This is a genomic window from Pandoraea commovens (assembly GCF_024704525.1).
In the GTDB taxonomy this organism is placed as follows: Bacteria; Pseudomonadota; Gammaproteobacteria; order Burkholderiales; family Burkholderiaceae; genus Pandoraea; species Pandoraea commovens.
The window spans coordinates 5,203,991-5,219,403 of the sequence record NZ_CP102780.1; the positions used below are offsets into that span (position 1 = coordinate 5,203,991).

Here is a 15,413-nt window from a genome sequence, read left to right on the forward strand (position 1 = left end):
CGGGACATTCGGGACGGTCGATCGAGGTCGAGAAACAGGGCGTCGGGAAAACATGATCGGGTATTATATGGCAAGACGTTTACGGCCCCCACCATGACCGCACAACCCAGCACCTCCGCGAGTGTTTCCAACGCTTCCAGCGAACTCTTGAACACCTCCGATCCCCGCCTGCAAGCCCTTCACCACTGGCTCTCCGGTCTGTCCTCCGAGTTCTCGCTCGACATGGCGAACTGGGCACCGGCGTCGGCCGACGCAAGCTTCCGGCGCTACTTCCGCATTGGCAGCCACGCCCCCGCGCATCCGAGCCTGATTGTGATGGACGCGCCGCCCCCGCAAGAGGATTGCCGTCCTTTCGTGCACGTTGCGCAGTTGCTTGAGGAAGCCGGGCTGCAAGCGCCGAAGGTGCTGGCCGAGGATCTCGCGCAGGGTTTCCTGCTGCTCACCGACCTCGGGCACGAAACGTATCTCGATGTCCTGACCGAAGACAACGCCCGCCCGTTGATGCGCGCCGCACTCGACGCGCTGATCCTCTGGCAGAAAAGCTCGCGCACCGACGTGCTGCCCGCCTACGACACCGCACTGCTCAAGCGTGAACTCGATCTGTTCCCCGACTGGTACATCGGCAAGCATCTGAAGGTCGAACTGAGCGAGTCGCAGCGCGCCACGCTCGATCGCATCAATCAGTTGCTTATCGACAGCGCGCTCGCACAGCCGAAAGTCTTCGTGCATCGCGACTACATGCCCCGCAATCTGATGCCGGGCCTGCCGGGCACTACCGGCCCGGGCATTCTCGATTTTCAGGATGCCGTCTACGGCCCGCTCACCTACGACGTCATCTCGCTCATGCGCGACGCCTTCCTGAGCTGGGACGAAGAACGTCAGCTCGACTGGCTCGCCTATTACTGGGAACGGGCACGCAAGGCCGGTCTGCCGGTCGACGCCGACTTCGGCGAGTTCTACCGTCAGGCCGAGTGGATGGGACTGCAACGTCACCTCAAGGTGCTGGGCATCTTCGCGCGCATCAACTATCGCGACGGCAAGCCCCGCTATCTCGCCGACACCCCGCGCTTTCTCGACTACGCCCGCAAGGTCGCCGACCGCTATGCGCCGCTGCGTCCGCTGGCGAAGCTGCTCGACGAGTTGACCGGCCAGCAGGTCGACGTCGGCTACACATTTTGAGGCATCGCCCATGAAAGCGATGATCTTCGCGGCCGGACGCGGCGAACGCATGCGTCCGCTCACCGACACTGTGCCGAAGCCACTGCTCACCGTCGGCGGCAAGCCGATCATCGTGTGGCAGATCGAAGCGCTGGCCCGCGCCGGTTTCAGGCAGATCGTGATTAATCATGCCTGGCTGGGCGTGCAGATCGAAGCCACCCTCGGCGACGGCAGCGCCTTCGGCGTGCATCTGGCGTACTCGACTGAGGCCGAAGCCCTGGAGACGGCCGGCGGCATCGCCCAGGCTCGCGCACTTCTCGAAGGTGACGGGAATGTCTTTCTTGCCGTGTCGGGCGACATCTTCACCGACTTCGATTACGCCACGCTTCGCACGCAGGCCGAACGTCTTGCCGCACAACCCACACCGGGCATGCATCTGGTGATGGTGCCGAATCCCGCCTTCCATCCGACGGGCGACTTCGCGCTCGACACGGCAGGCCATCTCTTCTTGCGCGACGCCGCGCCCGCGACGGCCGAGTCGCTCACCTTCGGCAACATCGCCCTGTACGATCTGCGCCTGTTCGACGGCATCGCCCCGGGCACGCGTATGGCGCTCACGCCGCTGTACCAGCGCGCGATTGCCGCAGGACACGCGAGCGGCGAGCGCTTCGACGGCATTTGGGAAAATGTCGGCACCCCGGCGCAGCTCGATGCACTGGACGCCGAAGTGCGCGCCGGGCACGCGCGCTCGCCCGGCAGTAGAATCGCCTGAACGCAGGTCAATACGTCTGAACTCGAACCAATACCCCGAAATGGAGCCCGCGATGTCTGATTCCCCGTACCGTGCCCGCCGCGAGCGAGTCATCGAACAGATGCGCAAGGCCGGTGGCGGCGTCGCCATCTTGCCCACGGCGCCGGAAGTGCCGCGCAACCGCGACAGCGACTATCCGTATCGTCACGACAGCTACTTCTATTACCTGTCGGGCTTCACGGAGCCGGAAGCGGTCGTCGTCCTCGACAGCCGCACGGGGCATTCGATTCTCTTCTGCCGTGCGAAGAACGAAGAGCGCGAGATCTGGGACGGCTATCGCTTCGGCCCGGACGCCGCGCGCGAGACCTTCGGCTTCGACGCCGCCTATCCCATCGACGAAATCGACACGCGCCTGCCGCAACTGCTGGCCGACGCACCCGCTCTGTTCTACGCGCTGGGGGCATCGGCACAGCAGGACCGTCAGGTGCGTCACTGGCTGAATGCCGTGCGTGCACAGAGCCGCACCGGCGTGTCGGCACCGTCGGCCGCGCGCGACATTCGCGGGATTCTCGACGAGATGCGTCTGATCAAGGACAGCACCGAACTCGACATCATGGCCCGCGCGGGCAAGATTTCCGCCGACGCGCACGTGCGCGCCATGAAGGCGTCGCGGGTCGGCCTGCGCGAATACCATCTCGAAGCCGAGCTGCTGTATGAATTCCGCCGCAACGGCTCGCAATTTCCGGCGTACGGCTCAATCGTTGCCACCGGTGCGAACGCCACAGTGCTGCACTATCGCGCAGGCGACACCGAGCTGCGCGACGGCGATCTCGTGCTGATCGACGCCGCCTGCGAACTCGATGGCTACGCCTCCGACATCACCCGCACGTTCCCAGCCAACGGCAAGTTCACGTCGGCCCAGCGCGAGCTTTACGACATCGTGCTGGCCTCGCAGCAGGCCGCCATCGACGCCACGCGCGCGGGCGCACGCTTCGACGCGCCGCACGAGGCCGCCGTTCGCGTGCTTGCGCAAGGCATGCTCGACACCGGCCTGCTCAAGCGCGACACGGCAGGCAGTCTGGACGACGTCATCGCCAACAAGGCCTATAGCCGTTTCTACATGCACCGCACCGGCCACTGGATCGGCATGGACGTGCACGACTGCGGCGAGTACCGAGAGGACGGCCCGAACGGCGAGCGTCCGTGGCGCACGCTGGCCGCCAACATGGTCACGACCATCGAGCCGGGCATCTACGTGCGACCGGGGCCGGACGTCGACGAACGCTACTGGAACATCGGCATTCGCATCGAAGACGACGCCGTGGTGACCGCCGACGGCTGCACGCTGCTCACGCGCGACGTGCCGGTCGATGCTGACGAAATCGAAGCATTGATGCGCGGCTGACGCATCTCGGACTGACGGCTGATGACGAACGCTCAGGCTTCCGGTACTTCCGGCACCTCCGACATTTCCGAAATTTCCGACGTTTCCGAGAAGCGCGCGGCGACCGAACGGCCTGTCGCGCGTTTCGACGTCGCCATCGTCGGCGCCGGTCCGGTCGGCACCGCGCTCGCCCTGTTGCTCGCGCAGCGCGCACCGCACTTGCGCGTGGCGCTGGTGGACGCGCGCGGCGCGCAAGCGAGCTACGACGACCCGCGCACGCTCGCCCTGTCGCACGGCAGCCGCGAGATTCTTGCGCGCGCGGGCGCATGGCCGCGCGATCCGAATGCGCGTTCTGCGCTGCCGAGCACGCCGATCCGGCACATTCACGTCTCGCAGGCGCAACGCTTCGGCAGCACCGAGATCGACTATCTCGATCACGGCGTACCGGCCCTCGGCTATGTGGTGCGTTACGGCGCGCTCATGCGCGCGCTCGATACCGCGACGGCACAGCTACCGGCGCGCTTCGAGCATGCGTCGCGAGCGTCCGCGCTCAGCGTGCTCGACAGCGACGCGCCGGGACTGCACCACTTCCGCCCGTATCGCGCCATCGCGCTGCGTCAGGACGCCCAGCAGGTCACGCTCACGCTCGAAGGCGTGGGCGACGATCACGCACACACGCTGCACGCCACGCTCGCCGTCAACGCCGAAGGCGGATTGTTCGAAGGGCAGACGGCGCGGCCGCGCACGCGCGACTACGGCCAGACGGCCCTGGTGGGCTTCGTGACCTGCGAGCGTCCGCGCATCGGCTGGGCATGGGAGCGTTTCACGTCCGACGGTCCCGTGGCGCTCCTCCCGCAAGAGAACGGCTACGCGCTGGTGTGGTGCTGCTCGAACGCCGAGGCCAGTCGCCGCCGCGCGTTGGACGACGCCCGGTTCCTCACTGAGCTGCACAAGGCGTTCGGCGACCGCATGGGCCGCTTTACCTCGATTACCGGCCGCGCGGGCTTCCCGCTCGGCCTGAACGCACTGGGTCAGGTGGTCGACGGGCGCGTCGCTGCCATCGGCAATGCCGCCCAGACGCTTCACCCCGTGGCCGGTCAGGGCCTGAACCTCGGCTTGCGCGACGCCTTCGACCTTGCCGACAGCCTCGTTCGCCATGCCCGCGCCGGTACGACGCATCAGGGCGTGGCGGGTCCGGCTGCGCTGAGCGCGTTCGCCCGCCGCCGTCGCGCGGACCGGGGGCTCACGATCCGCATCACCGATCTGCTGCCTCGCCTCTTCGGCATCGACGCCTCGCCGGTCGCCCTCGCGCGCGGCATGGCGCTCGCCAGCCTCGATCTCGTTCCCCCGCTCAAAACCGCCTTCGCCCGGCAGATGATGTTCGGCCAGCGCGGCTGATCGCGAGATCTCAAGCCCGTCACCAGGCATCTCCCAAGGTCTTTCCGATGCGGTCCTGACCGACCCGCCCGGAACTTTGCACATTTTTTAGGCGACGAGGGCGGGTTTTCGCAGTAAAATAGCGATCTTTTTTCCGGCTTTTCCCCTTCATCGTGCGTATCGGTCCCCACGAACTCCGCAATAACCTGTTCGTCGCCCCCATGGCGGGTGTGACGGATCGGCCGTTCCGCCAGTTGTGCAAACGACTGGGGGCGGGCTATGCCGTGTCGGAAATGGTGGCGTCCAACGCGCAGCTGTGGAAGAGCGAGAAGACGATGCGTCGCGCGAATCATGCGGGTGAAGTGGCCCCGATTTCGGTGCAGATCGCCGGGGCCGACCCCGAGATGATGGCCGAAGCCGCACGCTACAACGTCGAGCGCGGTGCGCAGATCATCGACATCAACATGGGCTGCCCTGCCAAGAAGGTCTGTAACGTTGCCGCCGGATCGGCGCTGTTGCAGAACGAGCCGCTGGTCGCTCGTATCGTGTCCGCAGTCGTGGGCGCCGTGGGCGACGTCGTGCCCGTCACGCTGAAGATTCGCACGGGCTGGGACCGCGAACATAAGAACGCGCTCACGGTGGCGCGCATCGCCGAAGAGTGCGGCATCAGCATGCTGACCGTGCACGGCCGCACGCGCGCCGACCTGTATCACGGCGATGCCGAGTACGAAACCATCGCCGCCGTGAAGGCCGCTGCACGCATCCCGGTAGTGGCCAACGGCGATATCGCGTCGGCGCAGAAGGCAAAGCACGTGCTCGAAGTCACGGGCGCAGACGCCATCATGATCGGCCGTGCGGCGCAGGGGCGTCCGTGGCTCTTCCGCGACATCGAACTCTTTCTCACGACGGGCGAGATCGCCTTGCCGCCGCGCGTCGACGAGATCCAGCAGATCATGAACGAACACCTCGTGGACCATTACGAGTTCTACGGGGAGTACACCGGTGTACGGACCGCGCGGAAGCACATCGCGTGGTATTCGCGTGGCCTGCCGGGGGCAGCCACGTTCCGCCAGCGTATGAATACGCTCGACACCACGCAGGAACAGTTGGCTGCGGTCAACGCGTTTTTCGAAGAGCAGAAGGTGCACTCGGACCGCCTCTGCTATGAACAAGAATCTCCGAGGGAGCTATTAGCCGCATGAGCAAAGCAAACATAGAACAATCTGTGCGCGACAGTCTGGATATGTATTTCCGGGATCTGGACGGCGCACGGCCACACGATGTCTACGATATGGTCGTTTCCGTCGTCGAAAAACCCCTGCTCGAGTTCGTGCTCGGCAAGGCCGACGGCAACCAGTCGCTCGCCGCGGAATATCTGGGAATCAACCGCAACACGCTGCGCAAGAAGTTGCAGCAGCACGGTCTGCTGTAAGGGCTGCGGCAGCAACATCCGCTGCCCCGGCCGCTCCGGCCCATCCGCGCTACCTGTGCGAATCCGTGATTAACCGCCCGTTTTTGCCGTTTCACTACCGTCCGTCATGATCAAGCAAGCTCTCATTTCCGTCTCCGACAAGACCGGCATCGTCGACTTCGCCAAGTCGCTCGCGGCCCAAGGCGTGTCGATTCTCTCCACCGGCGGCACCGCCAAATTGCTGGCTGACGCCGGTCTGAAAGTGACCGAAGTGGCCGACTACACCGGCTTCCCGGAAATGCTCGACGGGCGCGTGAAGACGCTGCATCCGAAGGTTCACGGCGGCATTCTGGCGCGTCGCGACCTGCCCGAGCACATGGCAGCCCTCGACACGCACGGCATTCCGACGATCGATCTGCTCGTCGTGAACCTGTACCCGTTCGTTCAGACCGTCGCTAAAGACGACTGCTCGCTCGAAGACGCCATCGAGAACATCGACATCGGCGGGCCGACCATGCTGCGCTCGGCCGCGAAGAACCATCGCGACGTCACCGTCATCGTCGACCCGGCCGACTACGCCGTGGTGCTCGACGAAATGAAGTCGAACAACAACACCGTCGGTTACACCACGAACTTCCGTCTGGCGACCAAGGTGTTCGCTCACACTGCCCAGTACGACGGCGCGATCACGAACTATCTGACGAGCCTAGGCGAGTCGCTGCGTCACGACGAGCGCTCGGCCTACCCGGCGACGCTGAACCTGGCGTACACCAAGGTGCAGGACATGCGCTACGGCGAGAACCCGCACCAGAGCGCCGCGTTCTACCGTGACATCGTCACGCCGGAAGGGGCGCTGGCGAACTACCGTCAGTTGCAGGGCAAGGAACTGTCGTACAACAACATCGCCGACGCCGACGCTGCGTGGGAATGCGTGAAGACGTTCGAAGCGCCGGCTTGCGTCATCATCAAGCACGCGAACCCGTGCGGTGTGGCCGTGGCCGCCTCGCCCGCCGAAGCGTATGCCAAGGCCTTCCAGACGGATCCGACGTCGGCCTTCGGCGGCATCATCGCCTTCAACCGCGAAGTCGACGAAGTGGCTGCGCAAGCCGTCGCCAAGCAATTCGTGGAAGTGCTGCTCGCCCCGTCGTTCACGGATGCCGCCAAGCAAGTGTTCGCCGCCAAGCAGAACGTGCGTCTGCTGGAAGTGCCGATGGGCGCTGGCGTGAACCAGTACGACTTCAAGCGCGTGGGCGGCGGCCTGCTCGTCCAGTCGACCGACTCGAAGAACGTGGCACCGCATGAACTGCGCGTGGTCACGAAGCGTCACCCGACGCCGAAGGAAATGGAAGACCTGCTGTTCGCATGGCGCGTGGCGAAGTACGTCAAGTCGAACGCCATCGTGTTCTGCGCCGGTGGCATGACGCTGGGCGTGGGCGCGGGTCAGATGAGCCGTGTGGACTCGGCCCGTATCGCCAGCATCAAGGCGCAAAACGCCGGTCTGTCGCTGAACGGTTCGGCCGTGGCATCGGACGCCTTCTTCCCCTTCCGTGACGGCCTCGACGTGGTGGTCGATGCAGGCGCGACCTGCGTGATCCACCCGGGTGGCTCGATGCGCGACGACGAAGTCATCGCCGCAGCCGACGAGCGCAACGTCGCCATGCTGATGACGGGCACGCGCCACTTCCGTCACTAAGCACTGAGCGCGATAAGCGCGATAAGAAAAAGGACACCCTCTGAACTGCACCCCAAAAGTTGGACATAAATCCAACCTTTGGGGTGTTTTTCTGACGTGTCCCCGGTAACTGGACAGTTTAAAACTGGAGAGGGATTGCCTCTTTGGGTTTTACTGACCATTTTTGGACGAACTCTCTCGGGGTCAGATGGCCGAGTGAGCCGTGTGGACGATGATGGTTGTAGTCATGCTGCCAGGCTGTCATTTTCTCTCGGAGGTCGTATAGCGTGACGAATTCATGCACGTTCAGGAATTCATCTCGCAACCGACCATTGAAAGATTCGATCAATCCATTATCGGTCGGCTTGCCGGGGCGCGTGTAGTCGAGTTTCACGCCGCGTCGGTATGCCCAATCGTCTAAAGCGCGAGAAGTGAACTCTGTGCCGTTGTCCACGGTGATGGATTCGGGCCATCCGCGAAGGACCGCAGAACGATCCAGCGCCTGACCCACCGCACGGCCGGTCTGTCGGAAGTTGGCCTCCAGACAAACACTCTCGCGACTCCATTGATCGATGACAGTCAGAATGCGAAAGCGGCGTCCATCAAGCATCTGGTCATGAACGAAATCCATGCTCCAGTGCTGATTCGGTCCGGTGGGCGCCGGTGGCTTGCCTCGCAGCAGCGCGATGCGCTTGCGGCGCTTGACCTTCATCCGCAATTGCAGGCCCTCTAGGCTGTAAAGCCTGTAGACGCGCTTTTTACCCACGTCCCAGCCCTCGCGACGCAACATCACCAGCACCCGCCGATAGCCAAACCGCGGACGACTTAAGGCGATGTCCCGGATACGTTGGCGCAGCGCACTTTGATCGCGTGCACGACTCTTCGCGTACCAAGTCGAGCGCTGCAGCAACGCCAACGCGCAGGAACGCTGCACGCTTATGTGGAAACGCTCTTGCATCCAAGCCGCCAGCTCGCGCCGTTTGGCGGCCTTCAGACTTTTTTTCGCACCACCTCTTGCAGGATCTGTTTATCCAGCGTCAGGTCGGCGACGATACGTCGCAAGCGCGCGTTTTCGTCTTCGAGTTGCTTGAGCTTGCGCATCTCGCTAACGCCGAAATCGGCGTACTTCTTCTTCCATGTGTAGAACGTTGCCTCCGACACACCGATCTGCCGACACACGTCGACCACCGGTGTGCCGCTCTCGGCCAATCGCAGCGCATAGGCGATCTGCTCTTCACTAAATCTCGAGCGTTTCATGGCGACTCCTCGCCCCATTCGGGGCGCTGAGAAGCAACTTTACCTCTAGTTTTGACCTGTTCGGATATTCCGGGGACACGTCATTTCATGACGAAGTACGACGAGGCATTCAAGCTGCGGGTGGTTCGGCAGTATCTGCGGGGCGATGCGGGACTCAAGGCTGTGGCAAAGCGGCATGGCATTGACCACGGGCTGGTGAGTCGGTGGGCTGCCGCTTACGATAAGCATGGGGTCGCGGGGATTCGCAAGAAACACAGCGTCTATAGTGCTGAGTTCAAGCTTTCGGTGTTGAAGTGCATGTGTAGCGAGCGATTGTCGATCAAGCAGACGTGCGCGCGCTTCGATCTGCGAGAGGCCACCAGTGTTTCTCGCTGGCAACGCCAGTATCATGAGGGCGGAATCCACGCTCTGGAGCCGCGCCCCAAAGGCCGACGGCCATCTGTTATGCCCCCGATCAGTCCCTCAGCACCTCCGCGCAAAGAGAACGACACTCGCACCCGCGAGGAATTGCTCGAAGAACTCGAATATTTGCGTGCGGAGAACGCGTATCTAAAAAAGCTCGATGCCCTGCTCAAGCAAAAGGAGCAGGGCCAGCATCAGACGGGGCAAAAGAAAAAGCGCAAATAGTGCGCGAGTTACGCTCGCAATACTCGTTGGCGCTTTTGCTCAGGGCTGCCCAATTGGCTCGGGCAACGTTCTACTATCAATGCAAGGTGCTTGATGCCGGTGACCGATTTGCTGAGCTCAAGGCGAAGATTTCAGCGATCTATACGCATCATAAAGGACGTTACGGCTACAGGCGCATCACGGCCGAGCTTCAATCAAGTGGGCAACATGTCAATCACAAAACGGTCCAGCGACTGATGCAATTGCTCGGGTTGAAGTCGCTCGTGCGGCCTAAGCGCTATCGCTCATTTCGAGGGGAAGTCGGCCGGATTGCGCCGAACTTGCTTGCGCGCGACTTTAGCGCTGAGCACCCGAACCAGAAGTGGGTCACCGATGTGACGGAATTCAACGTCAAGGGAAAAAAGCTGTATTTGTCGCCAGTGATGGACTTATATAACGGCGAGATCATCGCTTGGCAGACCGATGAGCGGCCCCATTACGGCTTCGTAGGCAAGATGTTGGAGCAAGCTATGCGGCGCCTGACTGGCCAGCAACGCCCCGTCTTGCACTCCGATCAAGGCTGGCAGTACCAGATGGGCGACTGGCAGCGAAAACTCGCACAAAATGGCGTCGAGCAAAGCATGTCGAGACGAGGTAATTGCCTGGATAACGCTGCTATGGAAAGCTTTTTCGCTACGCTCAAGTCAGAGTTCTTCTACCTGAACCAGTTCGAGAGCATCGAGCAATTACGCGAGGGCTTGCGCCGATACATTCGCTACTACAATCACGAACGCATCAGCCTCAAACGAAACGGGCTGAGTCCTGTGCAATACAGAACCCAGCCCGTGGACGTCCGCTGAACAAACTTGACCGTCTAATTTTTTGGGGTCAGTTCACTCGGGTGTCCTTTTTTCTTTGCGCGGCAGGCGTCGGATCAGAAGTAGTGCGACAGCCCCACTGCCACGCCGAGCTGATTGCTACCCGGCACGATGCTCATACCGTAACCGGTCACACCCAGATTCGAGCCGTTCTGATTACGCGAGAAGCCGACTTCGGCAAACAGCTGCGTGCGCTTGGAGAGCAGATATGCCGCGTTCGCCGCCAGCAGATACGGATGCTGATTCGTCGACGTGATGTTGTTGTAGAAGATCGCGCCCGAGAGAATCACCTCCGTCACCGGACGATACTGCAACCCGGCGAAGTACAACTCGTTGCGGGCGGCCACCCCCGGCACATTGCTCAGATACCACTGATAACCGACGTAGGGCTTGAAGTTGCCGATCGCGTAACTCGCACCGGCGGCCACGCGTTGTGTCGTGTTGCCCTGCGTTGCGATGGCCGTGCCCTGCTGCTGGTCGTACACGAGTGAGACATTCAACGGCCCGTTGGCGTACCCTACCGACACGCTGTATTCCTTGCCCACGCGCCACTCGCCCGGCACCTGTCCGCCGTTGGCGATGGTGGCGTCGTAGCCCGTCGAGAACAACCCCGCGACCTTGAAGCCGTTGAAGTTGCCCGCGTACTTGATCGAGTTATCCGCCTTACCCGCGAACTGCGCGTCGAGTGCGGGCAACGCGTAGCTGTAATAGCCGAGCGGGTCGAGTTCGAGGAACGCGTCATAAATCAGATTCTTCTGACGGCCAACGGTCAGCGCGCCCCATTCGTTCTGCAACCCCACGTAGGCCTGACGACCGAACATCCGCCCGCCCTGCTGCAACACACCGTTGTTGAGGTTGAAGCCGGACTCCAGCTGCATGATGGCCTTGAGGCCGCCGCCGAGATCTTCCGATCCCTTGAAGCCGAAGCGATTCTGCACCTGCGATCCGTTGTTCGCGCGCACGACCGATTGTTTGCTGCCGTTCGCGCCGACACCGGCGTTGCTGAGATATTCGACGCTATTGTCGAGAATCCCGTAGATCTGCAACCCGTCCGCCTTGACGCCGCCTGCCGCGAGCGTCAGTGCCATTGCCATCCAAACCTTGCGTTTCATGACATTCCCTTATTTACATTGGACTACGAATTACATTTGAAACACCGATTGCAAGTACGGCACACTCTCACGCCGCCCTGTCACATGGATGCACCTCGGCCCCATGCCTGACACCATTACGTAACGCCGTCATCTGCGCCAGAATCGCCAGCGCAATCTCGGGCGGCGTGCGCGAGCCGAGCGGCAAGCCAACGGGCCCGTGCAATCGTGCGATCTGCGTGGTGGTCAGATCGAACATCGCCAGCCGTTCGCGCCGCGACGCCTGATTGCGATGCGAGCCGATCGCACCGACATAGAACGCCTCCGACTTCAGCGCTTCGAGCAGCGCCATGTCGTCGAGTTTGGGATCGTGTGTGAGGGCCACGATGGCCGTATTGCCGTCGGGACGCAGGCGCACGATGAGGTCGTCCGGCATCTCCTTCGTGCGCGTGACGTGCGCATGTGTCTCATGCTCGGTGTCATGAATATCGCGTGGGTCGCAGATCACGATCTGATAGCCGAGCGGCAATGCCATGTGCACGAGATGCTGCGTCAGTTGTCCGTCGCCGATCACGATGATTCGCCAGCGTGGCCCGAACGGAACCGACAGCCGGGTCGGCGTATAGGCGAACGCCGCCGGTTGACCGACGCCATGCACGCGCGCCTGCCCGGTGCGCAAATCGAGTTCGCGAACCCCGAGACGTCCGGCCGCGATGGCCGAGCGCATGGCGTCGAGTTCGCTGCGCGGCGTGACGCATTCGACGACGAGTTCCAGCGTGCCGCCGCACGGCAGCCCGAACCGGTGCGCTTCGTCGGCACTGAGGCCGTACGTCTGCACATGCGGACGCAATCCCGGGCGAAAGCCGCCCGCAACCTTCGCGAGCAGATCGTCCTCGATGCAACCGCCCGAGACCGATCCGGCGACGCGTCCGCGCGGGGTGAGCGCCATCATCGCGCCGACCGGCCGCGGTGCCGAGCCCCAGGTGCGGGCGACGGTCGCGAGCAGCACGTCGTCGCCCTGCGACTGCCAGCGCGCGATGGCGTCCAGCACCTCGGCATCGACGCCGTCCATTACCCTTGCCCCTTGCCGATATCGTCAACCGTGGCCGCCCGACTCAGCGCGCGCGCTTCGGTCACCGTTTGCGGCAGCGGCATCGAACGCGGTCGCACGCCCGTCGCGCGACGGATTGCCTGCGCGACCGCCGGTGCCATCGGCGGCAGCGACACTTCGCCACAGCCTTGCGGCGGACGATCGCTCGGCAGAATCACCGTCTCGACTTTCGGCATCTCCGTGAGATACAGCAGCGGGTAGTCGCCGAAATTGCTCTGTTCGACGCCACCCTTCGCGAACGTGATCTGACTCTTGAACGTGTTCGTCAACGCGAACCCGATACCACCTTCGATGTTCGCGCGGATGAGGTTCGGATTGATCGCGCGACCGCAGTCGACGCCGCACACCACGCGTTCGACCTTGAAGCGATCGCCCACGACACGCAGCTCCACCGCCACGGCGACATACGTCGAGAACGCTGCGCCGCGTCCCGTGTAAGTGCAATAGCCGAAGCCACGATGCACGCCCGCTTTCGCCTTCGTCCGCCATCCGGCCGCCCTCTCCGTCTCTTCGACAACACGTGTAGCGAGCGGATCGTGCTTGAGCAAACGCTTGCGATACTCAATCGACTCGACGCCTGCGGCGTCCGCCATCTCGTCGATGAAGCTTTCGAGAAAGAACACGCTCGATGTCGAGCCGACCGAGCGCATGAAGCTCACGGGAATATTCGGCTGCGGCACGTCGATGCCTTCGACGCGCAGATTCGGCACGGCGTAGACCAGGTCGTACAGGCCGTCGAGCATGGTCTCGTCGTAACCCGCCTTCTCGTAGTGATCCTTCTTGATGACGTTGTACATCGACTGCCCGGCCACGCGCAGGTGCATGGCTTTGGGCAGGCCATCGTCACCGAGCACGGCCTGAAAGCGTCCCGATGCGCAGGGCCTATAGAAGCCGTGACGGATATCGTCCTCGCGCGAGCGGATCACTTTGACGGGACGCCCCACGGCCGCCGACGCCACCGCCGCATGAATCACGAAGTCAGGCACGTACTTGCGTCCGAAGCTACCGCCAAGGAACGTCGTATGGACCGTGACCTTCTCAGGCGGCAGCTTGAAGATGCCGCCCAGCGCCCAGCGCACTTTGTCCTGTCCCTGAATCGGGCCCCACACTTCTATCTCGCCTTTGTCGCGACGCACGTGCACGGTGGCGTTCACCGGCTCCATCGTCGCGTGGACGATGTACGGCGTGTGGTATTCGCCCGTCACCACTTTGCCGCCTGCGGCGATCAGTGCGGGGGCGTCGCCGATGTTCGTGGCGACACCACCCTTCGCTTTGACGAGTGCCTCGCGGCGCTGCGACAGGATCGTCGTGCTGTCGGCTGCGGGACCGGCTTTCCATTCGACGTCGAGCGCGTCGCAGGCTTTCTTCGCACGCCAGTAATCGTCGGCCACGACGATGACAGCGTCCTTCGCCAGCACCACATCGTGCACGCCTTTGCGTGTCTTGATCTCGTCGCGATTGCGCACGGATACCGGTGTGCCGCCTGACGTCGGGGCCATGAGAATGGCACCGATGAGCATGTCCGGTACCTTCACGTCGATGCCGAAGACAGCCGAGCCGTCGACCTTCGAGGGCGTATCGAGACGAGAGACGGCTTTGCCGATCAGCGAATGTGCGGCCTCGTTCTTCAGACGCGGATGCGGATTGAGGGGCTGCTTTGCCGCCTCAGCCACCAGCTCGCCATAGCCAAGCGAACGGCCCGACTGCGGATGCATCACACGACCGTCGCGCGTCACGCAGTTGGTCGTGCGAACGCCGAACCGGCGAGCCGCAACCGCGACGAGCGCCTCACGCGCCTGCGCTCCGGCAATCCGCAGTCGCTCGTAGAACAACGTCGCCGACATCGACGCGCCGACGAACTGCTGTAACGCTTCGTTCGCGGCGGCCGTGCGGTACGCGTCGCGTGCAGTCACGAACTCGACGCGCACGCGTCGCCAGTCTGCGTCCAGTTCGTCCGCCAACACTTGCGGCAAGCCCGTGTACACGCCCTGCCCGACTTCGCACTGCGAGAGTCCGAGCACCGTCGTGCCGTCGGCGTCGATGCGAATCCAGTCGTTGATCTCGACGAGATGGCCGTCTCCTGCTTCGGCAGCGCGGACCTCAGGGCTTGTCAGCCACGACGCGGAAATGGGGATCAGCAGGCTGCCAGCGGCGAGCGACATGCCCTTGAGCCACTGGCGGCGCGACGACGAAGCGGGCGCCGTGAGGGACGTGTCGTTCACGGAGGATGCCGTGCGCTCAGCGCTTTGCTGCGTCATGGATCGCCTCCCGGATGCGGTGATAGGTCGCGCAACGGCAGAGGTTGGTCATCGCCTCGTCGATCTGCGCGTCGGTCGGATGCGGATGCTTGTCGAGCAGTGCGGCAGCCGCCATCACCATGCCGGACTGGCAGTAGCCACACTGCGGCACGTCTTTGGCTATCCACGCCTGCTGGATCGGATGCGAGCGCGCGGGCGACAACGCTTCGATGGTCGTAATGCGCTTGCCTGCGACGGCGGAGACCGGCAACACGCACGTGCGCGTGGCCACGCCTTCGAGGTGCACGGTGCACGCGCCGCACGCCCCGATGCCGCATCCGTACTTCGTTCCGGTCAGCCCCGCGGCATCGCGGATGACCCACAGCAAAGGCGTGTCGTCCTCTCCGTCGAAGACGAAAGGTCGCCCGTTGAGTTGGAATTCCATTGACTCTCCCGTTGTGACTGCCGTGTGCGACGGTG

General features: G+C 63.2%; 13 protein-coding genes. 8 read left to right on the plus strand and 5 right to left on the minus strand.

Going from position 1 to position 15,413, the window contains the following annotated elements; translation table 11 throughout:
- Positions 1 to 93: 93 nt before the first annotated feature.
- The 7 genes from NTU39_RS23435 to purH all read left to right on the plus strand — a co-directional run bounded on the left by NTU39_RS23435 (position 94) and on the right by purH (position 7,774).
- Positions 94 to 1,179, plus strand: a complete 1,086-nt coding sequence (locus NTU39_RS23435; RefSeq protein ID WP_150666679.1) for an aminoglycoside phosphotransferase family protein — start codon at positions 94 to 96, stop codon at positions 1,177 to 1,179.
- 10 nt (positions 1,180 to 1,189) lie between these two features.
- Entirely contained in the window at positions 1,190 to 1,930 is a 741-nt protein-coding gene (gene murU, locus NTU39_RS23440; protein ID WP_257958691.1) for an N-acetylmuramate alpha-1-phosphate uridylyltransferase MurU, read from the plus strand.
- Positions 1,931 to 1,982: 52 nt separating this feature from the next.
- Positions 1,983 to 3,314, plus strand: a complete 1,332-nt coding sequence (locus NTU39_RS23445; RefSeq protein ID WP_373275333.1) for an aminopeptidase P N-terminal domain-containing protein — start codon at positions 1,983 to 1,985, stop codon at positions 3,312 to 3,314.
- Positions 3,315 to 3,335: 21 nt separating this feature from the next.
- Complete coding sequence (locus NTU39_RS23450; protein ID WP_257958694.1) at positions 3,336 to 4,691, plus strand: UbiH/UbiF/VisC/COQ6 family ubiquinone biosynthesis hydroxylase; 1,356 nt, start codon at positions 3,336 to 3,338, stop codon at positions 4,689 to 4,691.
- A gap of 200 nt (positions 4,692 to 4,891) precedes the next feature.
- Positions 4,892 to 5,872 (plus strand): tRNA dihydrouridine synthase DusB, encoded by a 981-nt coding sequence (gene dusB / locus NTU39_RS23455; protein WP_052252314.1) that lies wholly within the window; start codon positions 4,892 to 4,894, stop codon positions 5,870 to 5,872.
- Positions 5,869 to 6,102 (plus strand): Fis family transcriptional regulator, encoded by a 234-nt coding sequence (locus tag NTU39_RS23460; RefSeq protein ID WP_039393174.1) that lies wholly within the window; start codon positions 5,869 to 5,871, stop codon positions 6,100 to 6,102. The genes dusB and NTU39_RS23460 overlap by 4 nt, the downstream gene beginning before the upstream one ends.
- Positions 6,103 to 6,208: 106 nt before the next feature.
- Complete coding sequence (purH, locus tag NTU39_RS23465) at positions 6,209 to 7,774, plus strand: bifunctional phosphoribosylaminoimidazolecarboxamide formyltransferase/IMP cyclohydrolase (RefSeq protein ID WP_150666683.1); 1,566 nt, start codon at positions 6,209 to 6,211, stop codon at positions 7,772 to 7,774.
- A gap of 118 nt (positions 7,775 to 7,892) precedes the next feature.
- On the opposite strand, the gene NTU39_RS23470 is transcribed toward purH, so the two are convergent.
- A protein-coding gene (locus NTU39_RS23470; RefSeq protein ID WP_444511782.1) for an IS3 family transposase occupies positions 7,893 to 9,010 on the minus strand; the annotation gives its coding sequence in 2 pieces (ribosomal slippage) (positions 7,893 to 8,761 and positions 8,761 to 9,010; 1,119 coding nt in all).
- An 87-nt stretch (positions 9,011 to 9,097) separates the two neighbouring features.
- Between NTU39_RS23470 and NTU39_RS23475 the strand changes: the two genes are divergently transcribed.
- A protein-coding gene (locus tag NTU39_RS23475; protein WP_257958696.1) for an IS3 family transposase occupies positions 9,098 to 10,476 on the plus strand; the annotation gives its coding sequence in 2 pieces (ribosomal slippage) (positions 9,098 to 9,560 and positions 9,560 to 10,476; 1,380 coding nt in all).
- 74 nt (positions 10,477 to 10,550) lie between these two features.
- On the opposite strand, the gene NTU39_RS23480 is transcribed toward NTU39_RS23475, so the two are convergent.
- The 4 genes from NTU39_RS23480 to NTU39_RS23495 form a co-directional block, all read right to left on the minus strand.
- On the minus strand, positions 10,551 to 11,606 hold the full coding sequence (locus tag NTU39_RS23480; protein WP_257958698.1) for a porin: 1,056 nt from the start codon (positions 11,604 to 11,606) through the stop codon (positions 10,551 to 10,553).
- A gap of 67 nt (positions 11,607 to 11,673) precedes the next feature.
- The gene (locus tag NTU39_RS23485) at positions 11,674 to 12,657 is read right to left on the minus strand and encodes an XdhC family protein (RefSeq protein ID WP_257958699.1); all 984 of its coding nucleotides are present in this window, start codon (positions 12,655 to 12,657) and stop codon (positions 11,674 to 11,676) included.
- Complete coding sequence (locus NTU39_RS23490; protein WP_246184766.1) at positions 12,657 to 14,858, minus strand: xanthine dehydrogenase family protein molybdopterin-binding subunit; 2,202 nt, start codon at positions 14,856 to 14,858, stop codon at positions 12,657 to 12,659. Before NTU39_RS23490 ends, NTU39_RS23485 begins: the two co-directional genes overlap by 1 nt.
- Before the next feature lie 76 nt (positions 14,859 to 14,934).
- A complete protein-coding gene (locus NTU39_RS23495) occupies positions 14,935 to 15,378 on the minus strand; it encodes a (2Fe-2S)-binding protein (protein WP_150575938.1) in 444 nt (147 codons plus the stop codon).
- Positions 15,379 to 15,413: the final 35 nt, after the last annotated feature.

Coding starts and splice junctions, on each gene's coding strand:
- NTU39_RS23495 (WP_150575938.1), bottom strand. CDS start 15,378: ATGGAATTCCAACTCAACGGGCGACCTTTCGTCTTCGACGGAGAGGAC.
- NTU39_RS23460 (WP_039393174.1), top strand. CDS start 5,869: ATGAGCAAAGCAAACATAGAACAATCTGTGCGCGACAGTCTGGATATG.
- NTU39_RS23485 (WP_257958699.1), bottom strand. CDS start 12,657: ATGGACGGCGTCGATGCCGAGGTGCTGGACGCCATCGCGCGCTGGCAG.
- dusB (WP_052252314.1), top strand. CDS start 4,892: ATGGCGGGTGTGACGGATCGGCCGTTCCGCCAGTTGTGCAAACGACTG.
- NTU39_RS23445 (WP_373275333.1), top strand. CDS start 1,983: ATGTCTGATTCCCCGTACCGTGCCCGCCGCGAGCGAGTCATCGAACAG.
- NTU39_RS23490 (WP_246184766.1), bottom strand. CDS start 14,858: ATGTCGCTCGCCGCTGGCAGCCTGCTGATCCCCATTTCCGCGTCGTGG.
- NTU39_RS23450 (WP_257958694.1), top strand. CDS start 3,336: ATGACGAACGCTCAGGCTTCCGGTACTTCCGGCACCTCCGACATTTCC.
- murU (WP_257958691.1), top strand. CDS start 1,190: ATGAAAGCGATGATCTTCGCGGCCGGACGCGGCGAACGCATGCGTCCG.
- NTU39_RS23435 (WP_150666679.1), top strand. CDS start 94: ATGACCGCACAACCCAGCACCTCCGCGAGTGTTTCCAACGCTTCCAGC.
- NTU39_RS23480 (WP_257958698.1), bottom strand. CDS start 11,606: ATGAAACGCAAGGTTTGGATGGCAATGGCACTGACGCTCGCGGCAGGC.
- purH (WP_150666683.1), top strand. CDS start 6,209: ATGATCAAGCAAGCTCTCATTTCCGTCTCCGACAAGACCGGCATCGTC.